Origin of the sequence: Nostoc edaphicum CCNP1411 (genome assembly GCF_014023275.1) — a bacterium.
In the GTDB taxonomy this organism is placed as follows: Bacteria; Cyanobacteriota; Cyanobacteriia; order Cyanobacteriales; family Nostocaceae; genus Nostoc; species Nostoc edaphicum_A.
In genome coordinates this window covers 4,595,737-4,619,229 of record NZ_CP054698.1, presented here as the reverse complement: position 1 = coordinate 4,619,229, position 23,493 = coordinate 4,595,737, and the positions used below count along the sequence as shown (strand labels likewise).

Genomic DNA, 23,493 nt, shown 5'->3' with positions numbered 1-23,493 from the left:
AATCCCTGGTGAAGAAACCAGAGGATATTGCCGAGAAAGCTGCCAATATCCTCAAGGATGAAAAGGTGGACGCCAAAGTTCGTTCAGGTGCGGCATCGGCATTGGGCAACTTGGGAGACGCCGCAGCCAAGTATGTCCCTGACATCGCTAATATCCTTAAGGATGAAAAGGTGGACGCCAACGTTCGTTCAGGTGCGGCATCGGCATTGGGCAACTTGGGAGACGCCGCAGCCAACTATGTCCCTGACATCCTCAATTTCCTCAAGGATAAAAAGGTGGACGCCAACGTTCGTTATGGTGCGGCATCGGCATTGGGCAACTTGGGAGACGCCGCAGCCAACTATGTCCCTGACATCGCTAATATCCTTAAGGATGAAACGGTTCCCACCAACGTTCGTGGTAGTGCGGCATCGGCATTGGGCAACTTGGGAGACGCCGCAGCCAACTATGTCCCTGACATCGCTAATATCCTTAAGGATGAAACGCTTCCCACCAACGTTCGTGGTAGTGCGGCATCGGCATTGGGCAACTTGGGAGACGCCGCAGCCAACTATGTCCCTGACATCGCTAATATCCTCAAGGATGAAACGGTTCCCACCAACGTTCGTAGTAGTGCGGCATCGGCATTGGGCAACTTGGGAGACGTCGCAACCAAGTATGTCCCTGACATCGCTAATATCCTCAAGGATGAAAAGGTGGACGCCGACGTTCGTTATAGTGCGGCATCGGCATTGGGCAACTTGGGAGACGTCGCAACCAAGTATGTCCCTGACATCCTCAATTTCCTCAAGGATGAAAAGGTTCCCACCAACGTTCGTTATGGTGCGGCATCGGCATTGGGCAACTTGGGAGACGCCGCAGCCAAGTATGTCCCTGACATCCTCAATTTCCTCAAGGATGAAAAGGTGGACGCCAAAGTTCGTTCAGGTGCGGCATCGGCATTGGGCAACTTGGGAGACACCGCAGCCAAGTATGTCCCTGACATCCTCAATTTCCTCAAGGATGAAAAGGTTCCCACCAACGTTCGTTATGATGCGGCATCGGCATTGGGCAACTTGGGAGACGCCGCAGCCAAGTATGTCCCTGACATCGCTAATATCCTCAAGGATGAAAAGGTGGACACCAACGTTCGTTATGGTGCGGCATCGGCATTGGGCAACTTGGGAGACGCCGCAGCCAAGTATGTCCCTGACATCGCTAATATCCTCAAGGATGAAAAGGTGGACGCCGACGTTCGTTATAGTGCGGCATCGGCATTGGGCAACTTGGGAGACGTCGCAACCAAGTATGTCCCTGACATCCTCAATTTCCTCAAGGATGAAAAGGTTCCCACCAACGTTCGTTATGGTGCGGCATCGGCATTGGGCAACTTGGGAGACGCCGCAGCCAAGTATGTCCCTGACATCCTCAATTTCCTCAAGGATGAAAAGGTGGACGCCAAAGTTCGTTCAGGTGCGGCATCGGCATTGGGCAACTTGGGAGACACCGCAGCCAAGTATGTCCCTGACATCCTCAATTTCCTCAAGGATGAAAAGGTTCCCGCCGACGTTCGTGGTAGTGCGGCATCGGCATTGGGAAAAATCAGACAACTGAAATTAGAAGAGGTTGCTGTAGTTTTGAATTATGTCTACGAACCAAATCAGGGAAGTTTTGATTATGGTCAGAATAATTATGAATTTTGGCGATTTTGGACTTATTTCTTGGGTGGCGGCACTGAGCAAGTGCAAACTTTACTGAAATGGCTTGGCAGACCTCAAGCAACTCCCGATAATCTGAAGCACCCTGAAGGTGTCAAAATACTAGAAGAATTCCGTACTACCTGGAAACTCAGTCAAGAATTTCCACGTTTACAACAAGACTTAGCTAGGCAAATTGCTGTAGTTGCCAGAAAAGTCTCTTGGCAACAACAAGATATTTTGATTTTAGAAACTCACTACCACAACCTGAAAAACGCCGGCTACAACGAAGCTGACTCACTGCAATCAGTCATAATTAACCTCAAAGGTTGGCAGTGGTTTTTCAACGCCAGAATTACTATCCTGTCCCACGCCGCCTTTTGGCTAGCCCTCATCTTCGCCTACCCCAAATTCCCCCAAATCCAAGCCATCTTCTTCTGGAACCCTTGGGTACGCCGGATTCTCGGCGTCGGCTATGTCGGCTTTCTCCTCACCTGGTTCCCCCTTCCGCCGCAAATTATTTGAACCCTTCAAACCTTCCCTATTAGCCGATGCCGGGTTAGATAATTTTTATGAGCAATCATACTTCCCAGAATCAAAAGTCAAAGTCCCCATTTCAGGAGACATCCAGCCAATTACCGCAGCCCTCCCCAGTATTCAAGGACAAATTATCTTACAAGGAGATTCCGGCTTAGGCAAGTCGATGTTTCTCCGCCATCTCTTGAAAAACTCCCAGCGCATAGTTGTTTATCTCCCCGCCCAAAAATGTCATAAAGGCGTAATTGAAGCCATCCAAGACAAGCTACACGGCCAAGCCCAAGATGCCAGCTTCCTGAAAAACCTGATTTACAGTGGCGCGATAGATATCTGCATCGACGGACTCAACGAAGTCACCGCCGAAACACGCGCCAAAATCTGCCAGTTTGTCGAAAGCTATTTCCGGGGCAACATTATCATGACTACCCAGCCCCTAGAGTGGACACCCCCCTCAACAGCAAAAACTTACTACTTGCAGCCCCTTGAACAACAACAAATTCAAGAGTTTTTGATCTCCCGTCAGCCGCGACTCCCCCAAGATGCCAAAATTCAAGGTGCTGATTACACCCAAGCCTGCACCAATTATTTAACAGAAGTCCTCAACAACCAACAAGCCAAAGAAGAGTTAGATGCTGTCCGCCGAATTCTTTCCAATCCAATGGATCTAACTGTGGTAGCGCTAATGTTATCACAAGGTAAACAGCCAAACTTGTTTCGCCTGCAAGAACAGCAATACAACCTGATGGCGGCAGAATACCAGCAAGAATGGAAACAAGAATTTCCGCTCAAAAGATTCTCAGCCGCCGTCTACCAAATGCGACTCGATGACAAACAAGCCTTACCTGCCGATGAATTTCACCAAGTTGCCATGTCTTTGGAAGACGAGAAATACAAAATGGTAGTCAGCCGTCAGTGGGAAGGTGAAAAAGGCGGAGCCAAGAAAGAATGGTACTTCCGCCACGATAAAATCATGGATTTCTTCTTGGTGCAAAACTTTCTCGGCGAAAGTGATGCCGCCGAAGGACTATTAGTTGATAGAATGGGCGATCCCCGTTTTCGTGGCGTTTATTTCTTGCTAGCAACCTTACTCCCATTAGATGCAGCCAAAGAACTGCGGGAAGATTTGATTCAATACGCTGCCGACACCAAAGACAATACGGTGAGTAATACCTTTGTGCAATTGTTGCGAACTAGGTAAGTTGGCATGGGGCATTGGGCATTTATGCGAACTGAAAAGTAGAGCCTAAATCTTGTTCATCTATAAATAATTATGTATGGTATATGTAAGACACAGTAATCCTACCAAGGATCTGTAGATTTAGTTGTAGAGGTACAGCAGCAGTGGGCATAGTAGTTGAGAACGTCTCCAAACAATTCGGGAGCTTCAAGGCAGTTGATGAGGTTAGCCTGGAAATTAAGAGTGGTTCGCTAGTTGCGTTGCTAGGGCCATCGGGATCAGGTAAATCTACGCTACTACGGTTAATTTCAGGTTTAGAAATGCCAGATAGCGGCAAAATCCTGCTGACTGGTAAGGACGCCACATACCAAAGCGTGCAACAACGGAATATTGGGTTTGTGTTTCAGCACTATGCCTTATTCAAGCATCTGACTGTCAAGCAAAATATTGCCTTTGGCTTAGAAATTCGCAAAGCACAGCCAAAGAAGATTAAGGGAAAGGTAGAACAATTACTAGAATTGGTGCAATTGACTGGATTAGGCGATCGCTATCCATCACAACTTTCTGGTGGTCAAAGACAACGGGTAGCTTTAGCAAGGGCATTAGCAGTAGAACCGGAAGTATTACTGTTAGATGAACCCTTTGGCGCACTTGATGCTAAAGTTCGCAAAGACTTACGGGCATGGTTACGCCGCCTCCATGATGAGGTTCATGTTACCACGGTTTTCGTCACCCACGACCAAGAGGAAGCAATGGAAGTCTCCGATGAGGTTGTGGTGATGAATAAAGGGCGTGTGGAACAGGTGGGGACACCAGCAGAAATTTACGATAATCCTGCTACGGCATTTGTGATGAGCTTCATCGGCCCAGTGAACGTACTACCTAGCACCTCGAAGATTTTTCAAAGTAGCGGATTTGATGCACCACACCCACAAGTGTTTTTGCGTCCGCAAGATGTGATTTTTGAAAAAGTTGCTAACGGTGCTACTACGGCTGCGACAGTGAGCCGATTGATCCATTTGGGTTGGGAAATTCAGGTGGAATTAACTTTCGATGACGGGCAAGTGGTGATGGCGCATTTAACACGCGATCGCTTTAATGATTTAGAGTTAGAACCACAACAACGAGTATATGTGAAGCCCAAGGATGCGAAGTCTTTCCCAGTGTCTTATTCAATTTGAAGAAGGCAAGAGCTAAATCATTCGTGAACAAAAAGATCCCCGATTTCTTTAAGAAATCGGGGATCTTGTTATTGCGATTTTTACAAATCAAATCTCATTGCTATGTATCTGACGTGAGTTCGACAAGTCTTATTTGACCTCTCCCCCAACCCCTCTCCGACACGGAGAGGGGAGCAAAAAGCTGAATTTTTCGTTGCTCCTCCCTCTCCGAAACGGAAAGGGAGGCTGGGAGGGAGAGGTTCATCGAAATCACGTGTATCTGAGGTAATTAACTGCCCTTGGGTACTGTATCTCCAGGCCCGGCAGTGACAATCACCAAATTTTCTGGCTTAATTAAATCTTCAATTGCCTGTTGCATATCAGCCATAGTTACTGCTTGAATCCGCTGGGGAAACTCTCGGATTTCCGATCGCGAAAGCCCCAAGACAGCATTATCCAAAATGATGCTGGATACATTACTGGGATTGGCTAAATCCACTGGGTAGCTATTGCTAATTGAACGTTTTGCTGTGTTGAATTCAGCCTCAGTCACACCTTGTTCGCGTAACTGTTTGAGTAAAGCGAGAGTACTGGCGATCGCTTTTTGGGCATCAAGAGGAGCAGTTTGCATTTGAATCAAGAATGGGCCGGGATTGATGCCGGCGGCAAAACCACTGTATATACCGTAAGTTAAACCCTGGCGATCGCGTACTTCCGTACCCAGTCGGCTCGATAAGGTATCACCACCCAAAATTTGATTTAGCACCAGTGCTGCATAATAACGTGGGTCTTTCCGAGAAATGCCATTGTAGCCAATGTAGGTAACAGCCTCAGATTTACCGGGAATTACTTTGTTTAGACGTGTCAAAGTTTGCGGTAATGGTACGGACTGTATTTTGAGAACAGGTGGCTTACCTGTGGCTTGCCATTTACCAAACACCTGATTCAGCAAAGCTTTTACCTTAACTGGATCAAAGTCTCCCACTAAGGCGATCGTTGTGGTATCCGGTCGGTAGTGTGTCTGGTAAAAACTCAGCAAATCATCACGAGTAATGCTCTTTAAACTCTCGGCTGTAGGAAAGCTGTGGAATGGATGATTTTCAGGGTAAATTGCCTGCTGGAATACTTGCCGTCCCAATCCTCTAGGATCATCTAGCTGGGCTTTAAGACTTATCAATGCCCGCTGGCGACTCAGTTCTAACTGATCGGCTGGGAAAGTGGCATTTTCTAACACATCTGCCAGAGTTTGAATCAATATCGGCAGATTTGCTGAAAGTCCCTCACCGCTGACGTTAACTCCCTCGCGGCTAGCACTGAAGTTCAAACCGGCTCCCTTGTCTTCTAAGGTTTTGGCTAGGGTTAGAGCATTTTTAGTCTGCGTCCCGTTCATTAAGTTGTTTGCAGTCAGATTAGCTAATCCAGCTTTTTGATTGCCGTCAAATTCAGTCCCAGCGTTAATTTGTGCGCTCAGGTTAATAGTGGGAAGATTGCGATCGCTTAACAGCAAAACCTTCAAACCATTATTTAAGGTAAACTCCTCTGGTAGTGATTGTTTGGTTGAATCTGTCGCTGATGTGGCAGGTGGCAAATATTTCGCCAATTCTGCTGGATCTACAGGCTTACCGGGGCTGAAATTTTCCACCGTGCGACCAGAATCAGTACCGGAAGTCCCTGCTTGACCATCTGGTTGAGTTGGCTCAAAGAAGCCGATGGTTTGTTTAGCGGGATTGAGGTAAGTTTTCGCTGCTTGCTGGACTTGAGTAGGTGTGACTTTAGCGATCGCAGCCAAGTACTTTTCAATAAAATTATAATCTCCTGCGATCGTTTGGTTATACCCCAGTTGACTAGCCTGACTAGTGATGTCTTGGTTCCCCAAAATATACGAGGCTTGCATTTGTGTCTTCGCTCGGTTCAACTCTTCTGAGGTGACTGGCTGCTGTTGCAATTTTGCTAAAGATTCCTGGAGTACTTGGGCAATTTTCCCCAACTCTTGAGCTGGAGCCGCCGTAGCATTAATTTCATACCAACCCGGTTCAATAAGTTCGGCAGCACCGCCACTTACTGAACTGGCAAGTCCAGATTCCACCAAAGCCTGATAAAGCCGAGAACTACGTCCACCTGTGAGAATGGCATCCATCACATCAATTGCCGGGACATCAGGATGTTTGATATCTGGCAGAGGATACACCGCTTGCAATAGTGCTGCACTTCCAGGTTGCTTAAGGACAATTGGCGCTTTTTTCGCAACAGAGGTAGATGATGGGGAAGCGTCGGCGAGGGCAGAAGATGCCGAGTAACGATCAATTGCTCTCCTGGCATTATCGAGTACTGTGTCCTTTTTTGCTCGTTGCGATAACTTCCCGTAAGTTTCTTTCACAACTTTGAGTACGGGTTCTGTGGCAAAATCTCCGGTAATCACCAACGTGGCATTTTCTGGGCTGTAGTAGGTTTGGTAATAATTCCGCACCTGCTCCACCGTGAATTTCTCTACATCTGCTTTTGTCCCTCCCACAGGTAAACCATAGGCTCTGCTAGGGAAAGCATCTCGCATCACTGCCCGATTCAGACGATAGTCTGGTGAATTTTCGTACCCCTGTAATTCGGAAATCACCACCCGCTTTTCACTTGTCAGTTGCTCAGGCCCAATTAAGGAGTTTTCCATGCGATCGGCTTCCAGCGTCAGCAGTGCTTCCAGTTTGTCTCGCTGCACAGTGCCAAAGTAAGCTGTTTCGTCATAACTAGTAAAAGCATTGAACTGGCTACCCAAGGCACTAAACAACCGTCCAAACTGTACTGGACGGTCATTTGTCCCTTTGAACATCAAATGTTCTAGCTGGTGAGAAATGCCACTCTCTCCCTTAACCTCGTTGCGTGAACCAACTTTATACCAAACTTGCACACTTACCACTGGAGCAGTATGGACTTCCTTAGTTAATACTGTTAAACCGTTGTCCAATACCGTTTTTTGTACCCCTTGGGTGAATGAGGATACAGGTGCAACTGCTGTTGGTGTTGCAGCATTGGTAAAATTGCCTGACAAAGGCACGATAGTTAGGAGAAGGCTGAGAAAAAATCCTATAAGCATGTATGGTCGCCGTTTCATAAGCAATGCAAAATTTCCAATTTTTAAATAAAACCCCAAAGGGTATTTCAAAATTTAAATCTAACTCAAGTTGCTAGTTATGGAGGGAAGAAGACAAAATTCCAAAGCAAGCTTGCAGCACAGATTAAAAGTGAATTTTGGTTTGGTGCGTCTTCATGTCAAATTGGTATCACTTTTGAGTAGTTGAATTAGCGATCGCCTTTGTAGACTTGTAATTCTTGCTAAATCATGTCTCCAGTTCCCATCAGACTGGAAACATCACAGTTAGTGCTATATACTTTGATGAAAATTTTAGATCACAAAGATTCGATAATTTATCACAAAGACGCGATAAATCGCCGTCTCTACAATAATCGGTCTTTTGTAGAGACGGCGATTCATCGCGTCTTTTGCCTTAATCGAACCGTATTGAGACTTGAAGGACACCAGACACCTGGTGAAAATAAATTAGGGACAATTCATGAATTGTCCCTAGCAAGGATTTCGAGCAACGCAGAATTAATTTTCACCAGATGTCTACTTCTTAAGAGGCTAACAATTCTGGCTGAGGCATTAAACCCTGGAGGATATGGCGCAACTGTGCGATCGCTTGGACTTGAGAATCACCAGTTTCCTGAAATTTATCCAAAGATTCTCCAATTCCTTGTAGCTTTTGCCGTAATCCATCTAGAGAATCCTGAATTGGTTGTAGTGCTTCTTGATAAAGATTTACTCGACCACAACATTCAGCAGTTGTTCTTCGTAGAGATAGCAAATTTTCCTCGATCGCTTTCAGTTCTTGGCGCTTTTCATTTAGATCGTGAGTTTGATTGTCAATCATTCCCTGATTTAGCTCAACACCAGAACGAATCTGGTCAATCTCACGTTCCAGCTTTTGAATTTCTTGTGAATATTGTTGTCGCTGGGTTTCAATTTGTAACAGAATTGGTTCTAAATTAATTTTGTCGTTACTTTCTTCTTCAGTAACAGTATGTCCTTGGCGTCGCAGCATTACAGCTTGGTGTTGCTTGAGAAACTTCTGATGCTGTAGCATATTGCGGCGTTGTCCCACCAAACTGGAGTTGAGCATCTGATAAAGGTCTTTTTCATCAGTTAGTTCTAGTTCCAAATTGATGTGATCATGGTCAGATGCGTTATTTAATTTAGTTTGGAGTTCTTCTATAGCTTCTTGTTTATATATCAGTTCTTGTTCTTGATCGTGAACAAAGCTAGCGTCTATTTCTAACTTATGCTGCAAGTCTTGTACTATCTTTTGTAGTTCTTCTAAAGGCATTTTCTCCAAAGATTCTACATCAGCTTGTTGTCCGAGAACTACATCACCAGATGTTGCAGCTAAAGAATGCATCTGTTGATATAACTCTTCGGCGCTTCGTAACTGCTCTTTGATTATTCGAGCATACTCTTGCTTGCTCGTAAGGTCTGCTGTATTTATTTGTAATTGGGCTGTTTGCTGAACTAGAGAATTTTGTGCCTCTTGCAATGCATTTTGGCGATCGCTAAAGGTTTGTGACAAGCGCTCAACTTCTTCTTGCTGTTGTGCGATCGCACTTTTTTGCTCCTCCAGTTTTTGCCAGTGGGGGGTAAGAGTAGCTTGCTGCTTTTCCACCAATTCAAAGGCCAGATGCAGGTGTTCTCTTACTGTTTCCGTGGGAGCAACACGACTAGACAAGCGATCGAGTAACTCACTCATTACCCGACTTTGCTCCTCATCCAAAACCGTCCCTGGTTGAAAATCCGCTTGACGTTCCTCTAAGCGACGCTGCTCACCGCGTAAATGCTCCCAAGCACCTTCCAACTCTTGGCGGTTGCGCTCAACTTCTGCTTGCAACCGTTCAATTTCCTGGCGCGAGGTGTCAACTTCCTGTTTTTGCTCCTCTAGTTGTTGTACCTCATCCTCCAATTGTTGCAACTGTTCCGAGCGCACCTCCATGTCCATTTCACGGCGATTCAACTCTTGCGCCTGAAACGTTAACGACTGTTTCCACTGATCAATCTCATCTTCCTTGAGCTTAAATTTCTCTAACTGGCGGGAAAAATTCTGCAAAATGTTGACTAGTGGCCGCCCTGCTTCTTGAATCCTCTGCACTTGACGATTCGGATTCAGTTCAGCCAGTACCAAAGCACCATCATTTAATTTGCTTGCGTCTTCAGCGGCAATCACTTCTTCCGACACAGTACTCCAATTCTGGTCAGTTCGCTGACAAGCTAGCAGTTTCAGTTCGGTTTTAGCACCGCCACTGAGTAAACCACCTTTCTGTTTTTGTACTTCTGCTAAATACAGCACACCGTTAGTCCTTTATTGATGCACTTCAAGTTCGTGTTTTGGGATATACCTTAAATAATTCTGTTAACTTGTCTCACTGAACCGGAGTTTAGGAGCACAAGACAGACAAAACTATAGACGCGAGATATTACGTCTTGATACTTATAGAAGCGACCTAGTCGCGCCTTTATATTTTGTACTGATGACAGTGATGATGACTTCCGTGTTAACACTAGCTTTGTCAAAGTGTATTACGAAAGATGAAGGTTCTTAGCTGAATGTATTCCCTAAAGACAATCAGAACAGAGTAAAAATCTTTTCAATACTCCATAATCAATACTGAAAGAAGAAGTCAGAATTCAGCATTCAGAATTCAGCAATACTTAAGGAGTAATTTTTAGATAAATGCAGGGAAATTTAAATGAAATTGATATTTGCAGTATCCTGCAATTGATTGAATTGGGACAGCGAACTGGGCAACTATGGGTGGAAGCTTATAGCTCTCACCATAACAACAAACTGGGTGGAGAGGGAGCAAGTATTTATCGCTCTAAACAACAGTCTTGGTTCGTCTTTTTCTTAAATGGTCAAATTATCTATTGCCAAGAAGGCGAGAGTAGTTTATCCAGAATTAGCGATTATTTACGTCATTATCGGGTTGAGACGCGACTCACCAACAAACAAATTGCCTCCCTACCACCAACTGACGCGCCAGAGTATGCCTATCTTTGGGCACTCTTGGAGCGGAATATTATCAACCCAAAGATCGCTGGTAGTATCATTCAGGGCTTGGTGCATGAAACTCTCTTTGACCTGCTGAGTTTACGCCAAGGTAACTTTATTTTCCATCAGGGTGTGGCACTTGCCCCGCAATTAAACACTTTTGAGATTGCCCCATTTGTTACAAAAATTACGAAGCAGGTGCAAGAGTGGAAGCAACTCTATCCACATATTCAGTCTCCAGAACAATTGCCAGTGCTATCTGACAAAGTTCAGCTACAATCTTCCCTACCAGAAGCAACCGTAAATAAGCTACAACATTGGGCTGATGGTAAAACATCCTTGCGACAACTGGCTCGCCATCTCAACCGAGACATTTTGACAGTCGCTAAGGCAATATATCCATACGTGCAACAGGGTTGGCTACAACTAGTATATTCAGCCACTGTTAAACCAGATATTCACACGGATAGCTGGGAATTGAAGGAAAAACAAAAGGGGCGGATAGTATGTATTGACGATGCGATCGCCATCGGTGAGACTATAAATTCCATCTTAGAACCACAAGGTTATGAAGCGATCGCGCTCACCAATCCTTTAGAGGCACTTAGTCTGGTGTTTCAACTCAAACCAGATTTAATTTTATGCGACATTGCCATGTCGGAATTGGAGGGGTACGAGGTTTGCGCCATGCTGCGACATTCAACAGTATTTCGGCTCACACCGATTATCATGCTTACTGGGAAAGATGGGTTTATCGATCGAGTCAAAGCTAGGATGGTCGGGGCTACAGATTATTTAACAAAACCATTTACAGACACAGAGTTACTCATGCTCGTGGATAAATATATCAACAAGCAAGGAAAATAGGGCATTGGGCATGGGGCATTGATTATTTATTCCTCATCTATGGGACATATAAATAGATCGAAGATTTGTTGATCTACTAAAAGATGAGTTAAAAGATGTTATCACAGAGTCAGCCAACTTCGTGAAACGTCAATCTCCGGGAAAATAGTGAAAACATAGAATTAATTTATACAGTTAATACTTGCGGAGGAATCAGGGAATGTTCCAAATAGGAACGTCTACATCAGGAGGTAAATAGACACTTATGAGCACAGTTCTGATTGTGGAAGATAGTATCGCGCAAAGGGAGATGATTACAGACCTCCTGAAAGCAACTGGCCTAACAGTTACTCATGCCAGTGACGGATTAGAAGCATTGGAGGCAATTCAAATAGCACCTCCAGATTTAGTGGTATTGGATATTGTCATGCCCCGGATGAACGGCTACGAAGTTTGTCGGCGGTTAAAATCCGATCCAAAAACCCAAAATGTCCCAGTGGTTATGTGTTCTTCCAAAGGCGAAGAATTTGATCGCTACTGGGGGATGAAACAGGGTGCAGATGCCTACATAGCCAAACCATTTCAACCAACCGAGTTGGTAGGAACAGTCAAACAACTGCTGCGAGGATAAGGATAAAAACAACATGGTCAGCAAACCGGACTTTTTAAGTGGCAGCGGTCAAGACCACTTCCGACCAGAATTACAAGTAGAAAGTCCTGAAGGTGAGTTACATTTGAGGTTTTACATTCCCTCGCATCAGGAGTTTGCACTACAAGCAACTGGCATCCGGGAGGTAATTGAACTAAGTCCTGATAGAATCACCCCGATTCCTAATGCTTCTCCTTTACTTTTGGGTACTCTAAATTTACGAGGTCGAGTTATTTGGGTAGCCGATTTGGGTCAATTTCTAGGGGAAGCAAGTGCATTAAACACGGATAGAGCTGAAATTTCGGTGATTGCCATTGAGGAGCAAGACACAATAGTGGGTTTAGCAGTAGAGGAAATTGGTGGTATGGATTGGCTGGATGTCCAAAATCTTATGCCACCAACTAATGTTCCAGATGCTATGGCTCCTTTTTTACGTGGAGAGTGGTCATTAAGCGCTAAAAAAAACCAGTGCCTACGACTGCTCGATCAAATGGCAATTGTACGGAGTGCTAGGTGGGCAGGATGAAATTGGAGGAGGAAATGGCAGCAAGTATTGATAATTACGAGCCAACATATCAACAGGCGATGACCGCCTATGTTCAAAGGAATTATGAGGTTGCAGCCACTTTAGTTGACCAAGTGGTGCAAAATTTACCAGATGACCCCAACTCCCATTTGTTGCGGGGTCACATCTACTACGTTTTACAGCAGTACGATGTAGCAAAAGAAGAATATCAACAGGTATTAGGCTTGACTAACGATCAAGAAATTATTGGTTTTGCCAAGAATGGAATTGAAAATATTAATCAATATTTACAGTCATTCGGTGGGCAGATTGATACATCCGGAAGTCAAGAGCAAATAAATTCCTCAGAGATATCTGATCCACTGGCATATAGGGAACCAGAATTAGAAGATTTGGACGCTAGTGAGGAATTTGACAGCAATAACCTTGATTTGAACTTTTTTGGAGAGCATCAAGAAACTGTGGATGGTGTTGAAGAACTATCTTCAAAAAGTCCATTTGACTTACCCACAGAAGATAGTATTGGAACGGTCAAAATATCAGATTCTTCTCCAGCTTTTGGTGACGACCCTTTTGCTTTAAGTGAAGAATCACAACAAGAACAAGAGTCAAATAGCAAGTGGGAGGAAAATACAGAATTAGAGTTGCCTGCTTTTTGGCAAGAGGATTTGTCAGAAAATATTCTGGAAGAATCATTAGTAAATAGTCAATTTTCAGATAACGGGATAAATTCTCCTCCAGAAAATGCGACTATTAACAATAACAATTCTTCATCTTATAAGTCAGAAATTGGTAATAGCGAGAATAACTTTCCTGATTTGTTGAGTGAATCAAAGTCTCCAGAGCTTAGTATTGAGAATTTAGAATATAAAAAATCTAGTTTTGGAGACGAAACTTTACTAATTGTTGAAGAAGAACTAAGAAATGGTTCGGCAACAAAAAATAAGTTGGAATACGGCAGTCAAGATAATTTGCTTGAAACCGAAGCACATAGTTGGTTGGAACCACAAGATTTTGCCGCAGAGGAAGCTTCTCAGCCAGATTTATCTGATGATTCTTCATCTTTTAGTAGCAATCTACCCCGAGAAGAAAAGCCGCTTAAGTCAGGTGAATTCATCAGTCAAAATAGCTTTGATGACGATGAAAACTTTGATATGGAAGCATTTGAGTCTGCTTTTGGATCAGAGGGTTTAAGTTCTTATGAAGACTCAAGTAATATACTGAATGGAGAAAATTCTAAGAGCAATATCGAGTTTTTAGATGATTTTGAGGAATTTGACGATTTAGGCAACATTCCAGGGTTTGACCTGATCGAAGGAGATGCTAACTTCGGTGATCTAGCAATGCATTCTGCTCCAGCAGAAAATAGTGACACTGGACGCGCTCAAGTCGCGGAGGCTTTTCCAAGTAACACAGCCGATCGCGAAGAAGAACTATTTTCGATGACTGGTTCCCATGAAGGAGTTCCAGTCTTTAGCCAAACAGATGTCTCGAAACTAGAACCCAACGTCAGCATCGAGCAAGGATGGTTAGCACCATTAGAAAATGCCTCCATCGAACAGAAACAATGGTTAATTGCTGGAAGTGTAGGCATTGTCTCGGCGCTGGTTGTAGCTACAGTTAGCTTTGTCGCCACCACATTTTCGCCACCCCAACAACGAGAAACAGTACGAAACACAGGTTGGGCAATGTCACTCGCATCTGGGATTGCAGGTTTTGCTACCGCAGGCTTTATGGGGAATTTGGCGCTTAAACAAATTCGGCGCACAACTAATGATCTCCAAGCTCAGTTTGAGGCTGTACGTCAAGGAAATCTGAATGCTCAAGCTACAGTATATTCCGAAGATGAATTGGGGCATTTATCCACTGGCTTTAATGAAATGGCACGGGTAATTTTCACAACCACAAGTGAAGCCCAACGGAAAGCCGATGAACAAGAGGAAGCCAAAGAAAATCTCCAACGCCAGGTGATTCGTCTCTTGGATGATGTGGAAGGAGCTGCTAGAGGTGATTTAACAGTCCAAGCTGAAGTGACAGCCGATGTACTGGGAGCTGTAGCTGATGCCTTTAACCTGACAATTCAAAACCTGCGGGATATTGTACAACAGGTAAAAGTAGCAGCGAAGGATGTAACAAAAGGTGCAACTAACTCTGAAACTTTTGCTAGAGCATTATCTAGTGATGCCTTGCGCCAAGCGGAAGAGTTGGCAGTAACGCTGAATTCTGTACAGGTAATGACTGACTCAATTCAGCGGGTAGCAGAAGCGGCGCGGGAAGCTGAAACCGTCGCTCGTGATGCTAGCACGATCGCTCTCAAAGGTGGCGAAGCAGTAGAAAATACCGTGGCGGGGATTTTAGAAATTCGAGAAACCGTTGCCGAAACTACTCGCAAAGTGAAGCGGTTGGCAGAATCTTCTCAAGAAATTTCTAAAATTGTGGCGTTGATTTCTCAGATTGCTTCGAGAACAAACTTGTTAGCACTCAATGCCAGTATTGAGGCGGCAAGGGCAGGAGAAGCGGGACGCGGGTTTGCGATCGTAGCAGATGAAGTGCGCCAGTTAGCAGATAAATCTGCTAAATCCCTGAAGGAAATTGAACAAATTGTGATGCAAATCCAAAGCGAAACAGGCTCAGTAATGACCGCGATGGAAGAAGGTACACAACAAGTAATTAAAGGGACAAAATTGGCAGAAGATGCCAAGCGATCGCTCGAAAACATTATTCAAGTGGCGAATCGCATTGATATTCTTGTACGATCCATTACCAGCGACACTGTGGAACAAACGGAAACCTCCCGCGCTGTTGCTCATGTAATGCAATCAGTAGAACTGACTGCCCAAGAAACTTCCCAGGAAGCACAGCGAGTTTCAGGTGCCCTACAACACTTAGTAGGTGTATCCCGTGACTTAATCGCCTCCGTTGAACGTTTCCGAGTGGAAACTATGGAAACCAGATAAATAGTCATTTGTCTTTTGTCCTTTTTTATTTGCTAATGACTAATGACTAATGACCAATGACCAATGACCAATGACTAATGACTAAAAAACTATGCTGCCGGAACAACAACAGCGGATTTTGGGTTACTTTATTGAAGAAGCCAGGGATCACCTGAATACCATTGAGCAGGGCTTGCTGAATTTAGAGGGTACTCTGAACGACCCGGAAATGATCAGTGAAGTCTTCCGGGCGGCTCACTCCATCAAAGGAGGAGCGGCGATGCTTGGATTGACTAGCATCCAGCATACCTCCCACCGTCTGGAAGATTGTTTCAAAGTTCTTAAAGATAATCCGGTTCAGATTGACCAAAAGTTAGAGTCTTTATTTCTTGGTGTATCTGATACCCTAAAATCGCTCTTAGAGCATTTGAGCGGGCCTTATGGTCTTTCCGAAGATGCAGCTAATACTTTGATGTCAGAAACGGAGCCAGTCTTTCAATGGCTGTATCAGCATTTGGAACTACTTGTAGAACAAGCAAAGAGTGGAGTAGCCAGCAATCCTGACGCAACAGAACTACACACAACCTCTGTAGAGAATGTCTCCACACTTACAGAACTTTTCCTGCGGCGAGATATTCCCGATTTGGCAGAAGACACCCATCATAAATCTCCAGACTCAGTAGCACCCCAGGAGGTATCTTCGCCAGTCATTGCTAAAGAAAATAATAATTGGGGCGAGTTTCAAGCCCAAGTGTTGCAAACACTGCGGGAAATGTTGCAACTATTTAAGCAAACCACAACACCCTCAACTCGGCAAAACCTCCAGCAATGCTGTCAGCAGTTAGTCAAACTTGGTAAAACTTGGAATTTGCCCAAGTGGTGTAGTTTGTGTCAAGCAGCAGCCAGTGCGATCGGCAATCCCGAAAATACTTATCTGACTTTAGCTAAAATTGTCATTACCGAAATTAAACAAGCTCAAGAATTAGTCTTGCAAGGTAGGGAAGCTGAAATTGCAATTAGTCAGCAACTAGAAGCGCTTTTGAGCTTTGCAGAAATTGAGTTATTAACAGTTACGCCTAATTTGTTTGATGAACAGTCTGCGGCTTTGACAGAATCAGAGCCAATTCTATCTGGTAACACCGACCAGACAACTGAAGAATTGAATCTAGACGAAGATACTAGCGATCGCGCAGCGTTAGCGAGTCCACGAGCGTCTGGCTACACCAACGTCTCCAACGAACGCCCCTATCTTGAGTTCCAAGGAACACAACAAAATGCTGCGACTCACACCAGTCTTACTTTCAACACACACGAAGAAGCACATCCAATCAGTAACAATCTAGACCCTAATGGCCCAGAGGTAGGAATAGCTGAGTTAAATACCCTTGCCGATTTATTTGAAGGTGAGACTCCCGAACTAGATGAAAGCTGGCATCAAGAAGAAACTTTAGATATCGTTTCCACCGATGACTTTGGAATTGATTTCAGTAGTACTGACGCTGAGGCTACTGATGGCGATTTATCCGATTTACTCTCCTTTGATGAAGACATAAGCAACACACAGCACCCAACAATCACAGCCACTACAGAAGATTTATCCCTATTATTTGGCGATAATTTCCTAGAAAAAGAAAATTCAGAACCGCAAAATCAACAAACAGCTGCTACGACTATAGAATTAAGTGATATTAACGTACTTGATATAAATTTAGATTCTTCTTCTAAAGATTTACAAGAATTTATTGATATTTCTAGTGATACAAACCAGTCTGCTGATGTCAACAAAAATAATGTAGTAGAAGATTTATTGACACTGGCACTAGATGATGATGATGATGATGATGAATTATTGCCAATAGGTGAAGTGACTCAACCAGAAACTGAGCCATTTCCCAGTGTGGAATTATCTACCAACCAACACAACAGTTTTGACAACTTATTTTTAGAACCTAGAAATGCAAATTGGGTAGAAGAGATTACCCCTAGTGACTACATAGAATTACCCCAGCCAACAGGCTTGTCTTTGGACAACCTGTTTGGTGAAATGGAAGAACAGATACTACTGCCTACAAGTGAACCAGAAATCGGTGATTTATTTGATACTTCTCCAGGAACAGCACCTGAATTTTCTCAATCAGAAAATGATCTGAGCAACTTTTGGAGTCAGGAAACCACAGAGGAACAGGACGAGTTCGATTCCTTAATTGATCAGAATGTGGAAAGGGCGTTAGATGAGAGTTTGTTTACTGGTTCGACTGATGATATTTTTGGCGATAGTCAGTCGCTTATACTTTCTCCTGTAGCTAGTTTTGACATAGAAGAAGATTTTGATCTCAATTTCCAGCAACAAGAGCAGCTAGATTTGATACTCTCATCAGATTCTGGAGATGATTTATTTGATGAATTAGTACCAAGTAGTTCAACTATTTCCCCTGCAATCAACGATATCTCTACGCCTGAAATGCCTTTGTTTGCGCCGCATCCAGAGGAAGAAATTCTCAGGATGCAACAACCAGAAGCTTTAGATTTTATTCCAGAATTTACTAATCAGTCCCCAGAGATATCTGCTGTTAATCTAGAACTTAATGAATTAATCTCTTTCGATGAAAATCCGCAACTGCTGTTTGAAGATGTCGCTGCAAATGACTCCACATATATTCAGATGGAAACCACAGAGAATACTGTGGATGAACTATCAGAAACTATTAGTTTTGGGGAAAATTCAGATTCAGCATTAACCGAAGCACAGCCAGATGATTTGTTCGCTTCTCTGGATGAAAATCCGCAACTGCTGTTTGAAGATGTCGCTGCAAATGACTCCACCTATATTCAGATGGAAACCACAGAGAATACTGTGGATGAACTATCAGAAACTATTAGTTTTGGGGAAACTTCAGATTCAGGATTAACACAAGCACAGCCAGGTGATTTGTTCGCTTCTCTGGATGAAAATCCGCAACTGCTGTTTGAAGATGTCGCTGCAAATGACTCCACCTATATTCAGATGGAAACCACAGAGAATACTGTGGATGAACTATCAGAAACTATTAGTTTTGGGGAAACTTCAGATTCAGGATTAACACAAGCACAGCCAGGTGATTTGTTCGGCTCTTACGATGAAAATCCGCAACTGCTGTTTGAAGATGTCGCTGTAAATGACTCCACCTATATTCAGATGGAAACCACAGAGAATACTGTGGATGAACTATCAGAAACTATTAGTTTTGGGGAAACTTCAGATTCAGGATTAACACAAGCACAGCCAGGTGATTTGTTCGGCTCTTACGATGAAAATCCGCAACTGCTGTTTGAAGATGTCGCTGTAAATGACTCCACCTATATTCAGATGGAAACCACAGAGAATACTGTGGATGAACTATCAGAAACTATTAGTTTTGGGGAAACTTCAGATTCAGCCCAGACAAGCCCAGAAATTTTAGATACTGAAGAAAATAATTTAGAAACTACCTTTGACTTCGCAGAAAACACAGCTTTTGAAGATACAGAACTGGGTTTTGATAATGATTCATTGTTTGCAGAAACTGCTCTGCCAGAAGCAGAAAAGCCGGAAGAATTAGAAGAGAATGCAGCAACAATAGACTCACAAACTGTCCATGACTTCACACAAACGGTTATTCAGCAAGATGTCGAAGCCGATTTGTGGGATTTAGGAGAGACATCTGAAACGGTACCAGTGTCAGAGGGAGAAAATACTATTGTTGCCCCGAATGAAGAATTGGCAACTACAGAAATCGTTGAAGAAATTGCTCCAGAAGATGAATTTGCAGACTTGGCAGCATTACTAGGAGAGGAAGTAGCACCCATCTCTAAAGCCAAGGAGATACCAGAAGTAGATTTTGCTGCCCTGGAAGAATTGCTAGGTACAGATAATGAAAGCGATGTTTACGACGGGCTACGCCAACGCCAGCCCTTAGACATTCAACCAGTCTTGGCTAAAAATCCCATTTCATCACCAGCGATCAAAGATGAATTCGGTGACTTGGAGAAGTTGCTGGCAGAAGCAGATCAAACAATATCCCATTCACCTTCAGTAAAATCGAACACCAGTAAAACTCCTCGCCCCTCTACTCGTCGGGCTGCCAGATTTGAAGAAACGATGAAAGTTCCAGTTAAACAACTGGACGATATGAGTAATTTAGTTGGGGAGTTGGTGGTAAATCGCAATACCTTAGAGCAGGATCATGAACGGCTGCGGCAGTCATTAGATAACTTGCTGATTCAGGTACAACAACTCTCAGATGTGGGTGCAAGGATGCAAGAGTTGTATGAGCGATCGCTACTAGAAGCTTCTCTGTTAGCTGGACGTAAAAAGAAAGACCCCGGCTTTCAAGCTCCAGATTCCAATGCCGACAGGGGTTTTAGCGAGTTAGAAATGGATCGTTTTACTCCCTTCCATACACTCTCACAGCAGATGATTGAGCGGATTGTACGAGTGCGTGAGTCAGCTAGTGACATTGATTTCGTTACCGAAGAAACCGAACGAGTCGCAAGGCAGTTCCGCCAAGTAACCACCCAGTTACAAGAGGGATTAACAAGAGCGCGAATGGTGCCTTTTGCCCAAACTATCGATCGCTGGCGGCGAGGAGTGCGCGACAACGCCATCAAGTGTGGCAAACAAGTCGAGTTGGTGATTGAAGGTGGTGATACCTTAATTGACAAGATGATTTTGGATCATCTCACCGATCCGCTGACTCACATGCTGAATAATGCGATCGCTCACGGTATTGAAACGCCAGAACAACGACAAGCCGCTGGTAAACCACCTGTGGGAATCATTACCATCCGTGCCTTCCACCAAGGCAACCAAACCATCATTTCTGTAGGCGATGATGGCGCAGGTATCGATTCAGCAAAGGTTAAGGCGAAGGCGGTGAAAATTGGCATGATTACAGAAGCGCAAGCAAAAGCCATGTCTCGTCTGGAAGTCTACGATCTGCTGTTCCAGTCTGGTTTTACGATTAAAGACCAAGCAGATGAAATTTCCGGTCGTGGTGTAGGTATGGACGTAGTGCGTTCCGAGATTAGCGAAATTCGTGGGACAGTTAACACCGATTCTGCGATCGGCAAGGGAACCACCTTCACCATTCGTTTGCCACTGACTCTGAGTATTTGTAAAGCTCTCTGCTGCGTCTCTGATCGGTCAAGAATTGCCTTCCCGATGGATGGTGTAGAAGATACGCTAGATATTCCAGTCAAAAATATTCAGCACGATGCCAATGGACAGTCATTTATTTCCTGGCGCGATACGGTACTGCCATTCCGACCTCTAAAGGAACTTTTAACTTTCAATCGCCAAATCAGTCGTGGTAATGTCTATGGCGGCACCAGAGATGACGATATGGTTTCTGTGGTTGTGGTGCGATCGGCAAATACCCTGATTGCTCTACAGATTGACCTGGTGTTGAGCGAACAAGAAATTGTAATTAAACAATTTGAAGGGCCAGCGCCTAAACCCATTGGTGTTGCTGGTGCTACAGTCTTGGGTGATGGTCGGATTATGCCCATTGCTGACGTGCTGGAAATAATTGACATCTTCCAGGGACGGATTTCTACACAAACTGGTGGCAATTCTTGGCAACAGAAAGCTACTCCTCCAGATACATCTCCTGCGAAGATTGACCCAACAGTGCTGATTGTCGATGATTCGATTACAGTCCGAGAGTTGCTATCCCTAACGTTTAACAAGGCAGGTTATCGCGTAGAACAGGCGCGTGATGGGCAGGAAGCTTGGGATAAACTCCGCTCCGGTCTGCCTTGCGATATCGTATTTTGCGACATCGAAATGCCCCGTTGCGATGGACTGGAATTACTCTCTCGCATCCAGAAAGACTCTAACCTCAACCACTTACCGATCGCCATGCTCACCTCACGAGGTGCAGATAAGCACAGACAAATTGCATCTCAACTCGGTGCCAGTGGCTACTTTACCAAGCCTTATCTCGAAGAAGCTCTCCTCGAAGCCGCAGCGCGAATGCTGAAAGGGGAGAAACTTATTAGTAGTCCAACTAATGCTTAGTTTCACGATTTTGAAAAACACCTTGCAGGGCTGCTGTCAAGGTAAATTAACCTGAGTTCGACAAACCTCTCCCTGCCTTGAACTAAAGTTCAAATCTGTCCCAATACTTGTCGGTTAAGGGGGAAAGGGGAAGGTGGGGCCCCCTCTGGGGATAAGGGGCGGGGGGAAAGGGAAATTAAAAACCTTTAACCCAAACCCAGTAACCCTTTCCCAAAACCAAACTTTGGGTTCAAAATGCTTAACCGAGTAGTATTGCAGTCTGTCCCTCTCCGAGTCGGAGAGGGACAGGTTTTGCGTAGTAAAACCAGGGAGAGGTCTTTTGGGCGTCGAACTTACGTTAAATTGGTGTCAGTAAGTTTTCAAACACAAAGTCAGCCAATTGGGTGCCAGACACATAAGCTGCATCTGCATCCCATTGATAATGGACACCGAGATAAACCCGGCTGCGTCCATTCTCTAAGGCTGCTGAAGAGAAACTGTTGAATGTCCGTGTGATTCTAATGCCATTATTGCCCCTGGCCGCTGGATCTTCAGATGTGGCTGTGAAAGTAACATTGTCAGTACCAAAGAAATTCCGCAAAATTCCAGAATGGGTCGCTCCGAAAGTTGCGTGACCAGAGATATACGCCGGGAATGCAGGCGAAAATCGGGTACCATCAGGATTGGGCGATAGAGGTCTCCAAGTGGGATCGGCGGTAGTTCCAGAGTTTCCGTCCGTATCTGCCAATTGAATTGCACTTTCCGGTCTCCACAAGTCCAAATTGGTGTCGTACTTCGCATCCCAAGCCAAGATTGCTGCATCACCCAAAGCTAACCCTACAAGGGCAAACAGTCGTGCATTCTCGGAAAAGCTTAATCCTCTCAATTTAGACAGAATCTGGGTTATGGTATAAAGTTGTCCGGGTGGCTTGTATGTTCCATCAAGATCATTCGCCCAGAACAGAGCAATATCAGTTTGTTCTTGAGTGCGATCGCTGGAGTTAGCAGAACCAAGCCGTTTTACTTCATTAACTTGAGCTGCATATTCAACGCTAGCGAGTAAATCTTGCTTGCTGTCGAAACCGGCTGGTCGAGTCGGACGGAATTTCTTGATTGGGGTTGGCGAAAAAGGTTTCACTTTGCCCCAATTGGGAGTGACTGCATCACCAGAACCGGTTGGACGCCAATCACCAGGCTGACTTCCTGGAGTGTAAGACGTGTTGTTGTTAAAACCGTCCCCTTGTCGATTTTGGATAATTGCCTGAGCTGCTGCTATGCCAAGTTCTTTACCATCATCAATGCTCTGTAGTGACAATCCACTGTTTTCAAGTTCTTTACGGGCTTTTTTGAGTTCTGTGTCGAAGAAGCTTTGGCTTTTCTCCTTGGAATTGGGATAAACACTGACGCTGCTCAATACAGTATAGGCAGCGTAAACAGCTGCCGCTTCTTTAGAAGCTCCGAACGCCGCAGGGATAATTCCTAAATATGGTTTGTAGGTCTTCTCAATAGAATTAACAGCATCAAAGATTGCAGCATGTAATATAGCACCAGTACGAGCGATTGGACCGGGAGCGCCACCGTTTACACGGATTGCTTGTAAATATACATTGTTCCAGTTTATAACTTGGTCTAACATAAAATATTTTGTCTTTATTGTGTATCAGATATTGCATATTGAATTTTTCAAATAGAAGTAGACCAGTTAAAGGGTTCAGCTTCCAAATGAGGCAAATTCAAAAATTAAATGTGCGACGCCCAATAGCCCCTGGGAGACATCGCTTATCCACATTTACTTGCTTATTGAAAGCCTAACGAGACTGCTTGTTGCTTACTAGTACCCTCTGGGGTACTCTTTCCAATAGGAATTTTCTCGTAGGTTTA

The 23,493-nt window shown here is 44.4% G+C and carries 10 protein-coding genes and 2 pseudogenes; 8 read left to right on the top strand and 4 right to left on the bottom strand.

What is annotated here, in order from left to right; all coding sequences use genetic code 11:
• Positions 1 to 8: 8 nt before the first annotated feature.
• The 3 genes and pseudogenes from HUN01_RS36750 to HUN01_RS21930 all read left to right on the top strand — a co-directional run.
• Positions 9 to 233, top strand: a pseudogene (locus tag HUN01_RS36750) (HEAT repeat domain-containing protein); the annotation flags it as partial.
• A pseudogene (locus HUN01_RS35570) lies at positions 207 to 3,411 on the top strand (HEAT repeat domain-containing protein). The pseudogenes HUN01_RS36750 and HUN01_RS35570, both read left to right, overlap by 27 nt.
• Positions 3,412 to 3,554: 143 nt before the next feature.
• A complete protein-coding gene (locus HUN01_RS21930; RefSeq protein ID WP_181927973.1) occupies positions 3,555 to 4,571 on the top strand; it encodes a sulfate/molybdate ABC transporter ATP-binding protein in 1,017 nt (338 codons plus the stop codon).
• A gap of 268 nt (positions 4,572 to 4,839) precedes the next feature.
• Here the strand turns inward: HUN01_RS21930 and HUN01_RS21925 are convergent, their stop codons facing one another.
• The 3 genes from HUN01_RS21925 to hmpF all read right to left on the bottom strand — a co-directional run bounded on the left by HUN01_RS21925 (position 4,840) and on the right by hmpF (position 9,937).
• Positions 4,840 to 7,653 carry a M16 family metallopeptidase gene (locus tag HUN01_RS21925; RefSeq protein ID WP_181927972.1) on the bottom strand — a complete coding sequence of 938 codons (2,814 nt, stop codon included), beginning with the start codon at positions 7,651 to 7,653 and terminating at the stop codon, positions 4,840 to 4,842.
• Between the two features lie 291 nt (positions 7,654 to 7,944).
• Positions 7,945 to 8,079 carry a hypothetical protein gene (locus tag HUN01_RS36220; protein ID WP_257797995.1) on the bottom strand — a complete coding sequence of 45 codons (135 nt, stop codon included), beginning with the start codon at positions 8,077 to 8,079 and terminating at the stop codon, positions 7,945 to 7,947.
• A 97-nt stretch (positions 8,080 to 8,176) separates the two neighbouring features.
• Positions 8,177 to 9,937: a pilus motility taxis protein HmpF gene (gene hmpF, locus HUN01_RS21920; RefSeq protein ID WP_181927971.1), complete on the bottom strand. Its 1,761-nt coding sequence runs from the start codon at positions 9,935 to 9,937 to the stop codon at positions 8,177 to 8,179.
• A gap of 384 nt (positions 9,938 to 10,321) precedes the next feature.
• Between hmpF and HUN01_RS21915 the strand changes: the two genes are divergently transcribed.
• From HUN01_RS21915 to HUN01_RS21895, 5 genes are all read left to right on the top strand, one after another.
• A complete protein-coding gene (locus HUN01_RS21915; RefSeq protein WP_181927970.1) occupies positions 10,322 to 11,506 on the top strand; it encodes a response regulator in 1,185 nt (394 codons plus the stop codon).
• Between the two features lie 244 nt (positions 11,507 to 11,750).
• On the top strand, positions 11,751 to 12,116 hold the full coding sequence (locus HUN01_RS21910) for a response regulator transcription factor (RefSeq protein ID WP_069073698.1): 366 nt from the start codon (positions 11,751 to 11,753) through the stop codon (positions 12,114 to 12,116).
• A 13-nt stretch (positions 12,117 to 12,129) separates the two neighbouring features.
• A complete protein-coding gene (locus tag HUN01_RS21905) occupies positions 12,130 to 12,660 on the top strand; it encodes a chemotaxis protein CheW (protein WP_181927969.1) in 531 nt (176 codons plus the stop codon).
• Positions 12,661 to 12,674: 14 nt separating this feature from the next.
• Positions 12,675 to 15,617 carry a methyl-accepting chemotaxis protein gene (locus HUN01_RS21900; protein ID WP_181927968.1) on the top strand — a complete coding sequence of 981 codons (2,943 nt, stop codon included), beginning with the start codon at positions 12,675 to 12,677 and terminating at the stop codon, positions 15,615 to 15,617.
• Between the two features lie 91 nt (positions 15,618 to 15,708).
• On the top strand, positions 15,709 to 21,633 hold the full coding sequence (locus tag HUN01_RS21895) for a hybrid sensor histidine kinase/response regulator (protein ID WP_181927967.1): 5,925 nt from the start codon (positions 15,709 to 15,711) through the stop codon (positions 21,631 to 21,633).
• Between the two features lie 337 nt (positions 21,634 to 21,970).
• On the opposite strand, the gene HUN01_RS21890 is transcribed toward HUN01_RS21895, so the two are convergent.
• Complete coding sequence (locus HUN01_RS21890; protein ID WP_181927966.1) at positions 21,971 to 23,248, bottom strand: vanadium-dependent haloperoxidase; 1,278 nt, start codon at positions 23,246 to 23,248, stop codon at positions 21,971 to 21,973.
• Positions 23,249 to 23,493: the final 245 nt, after the last annotated feature.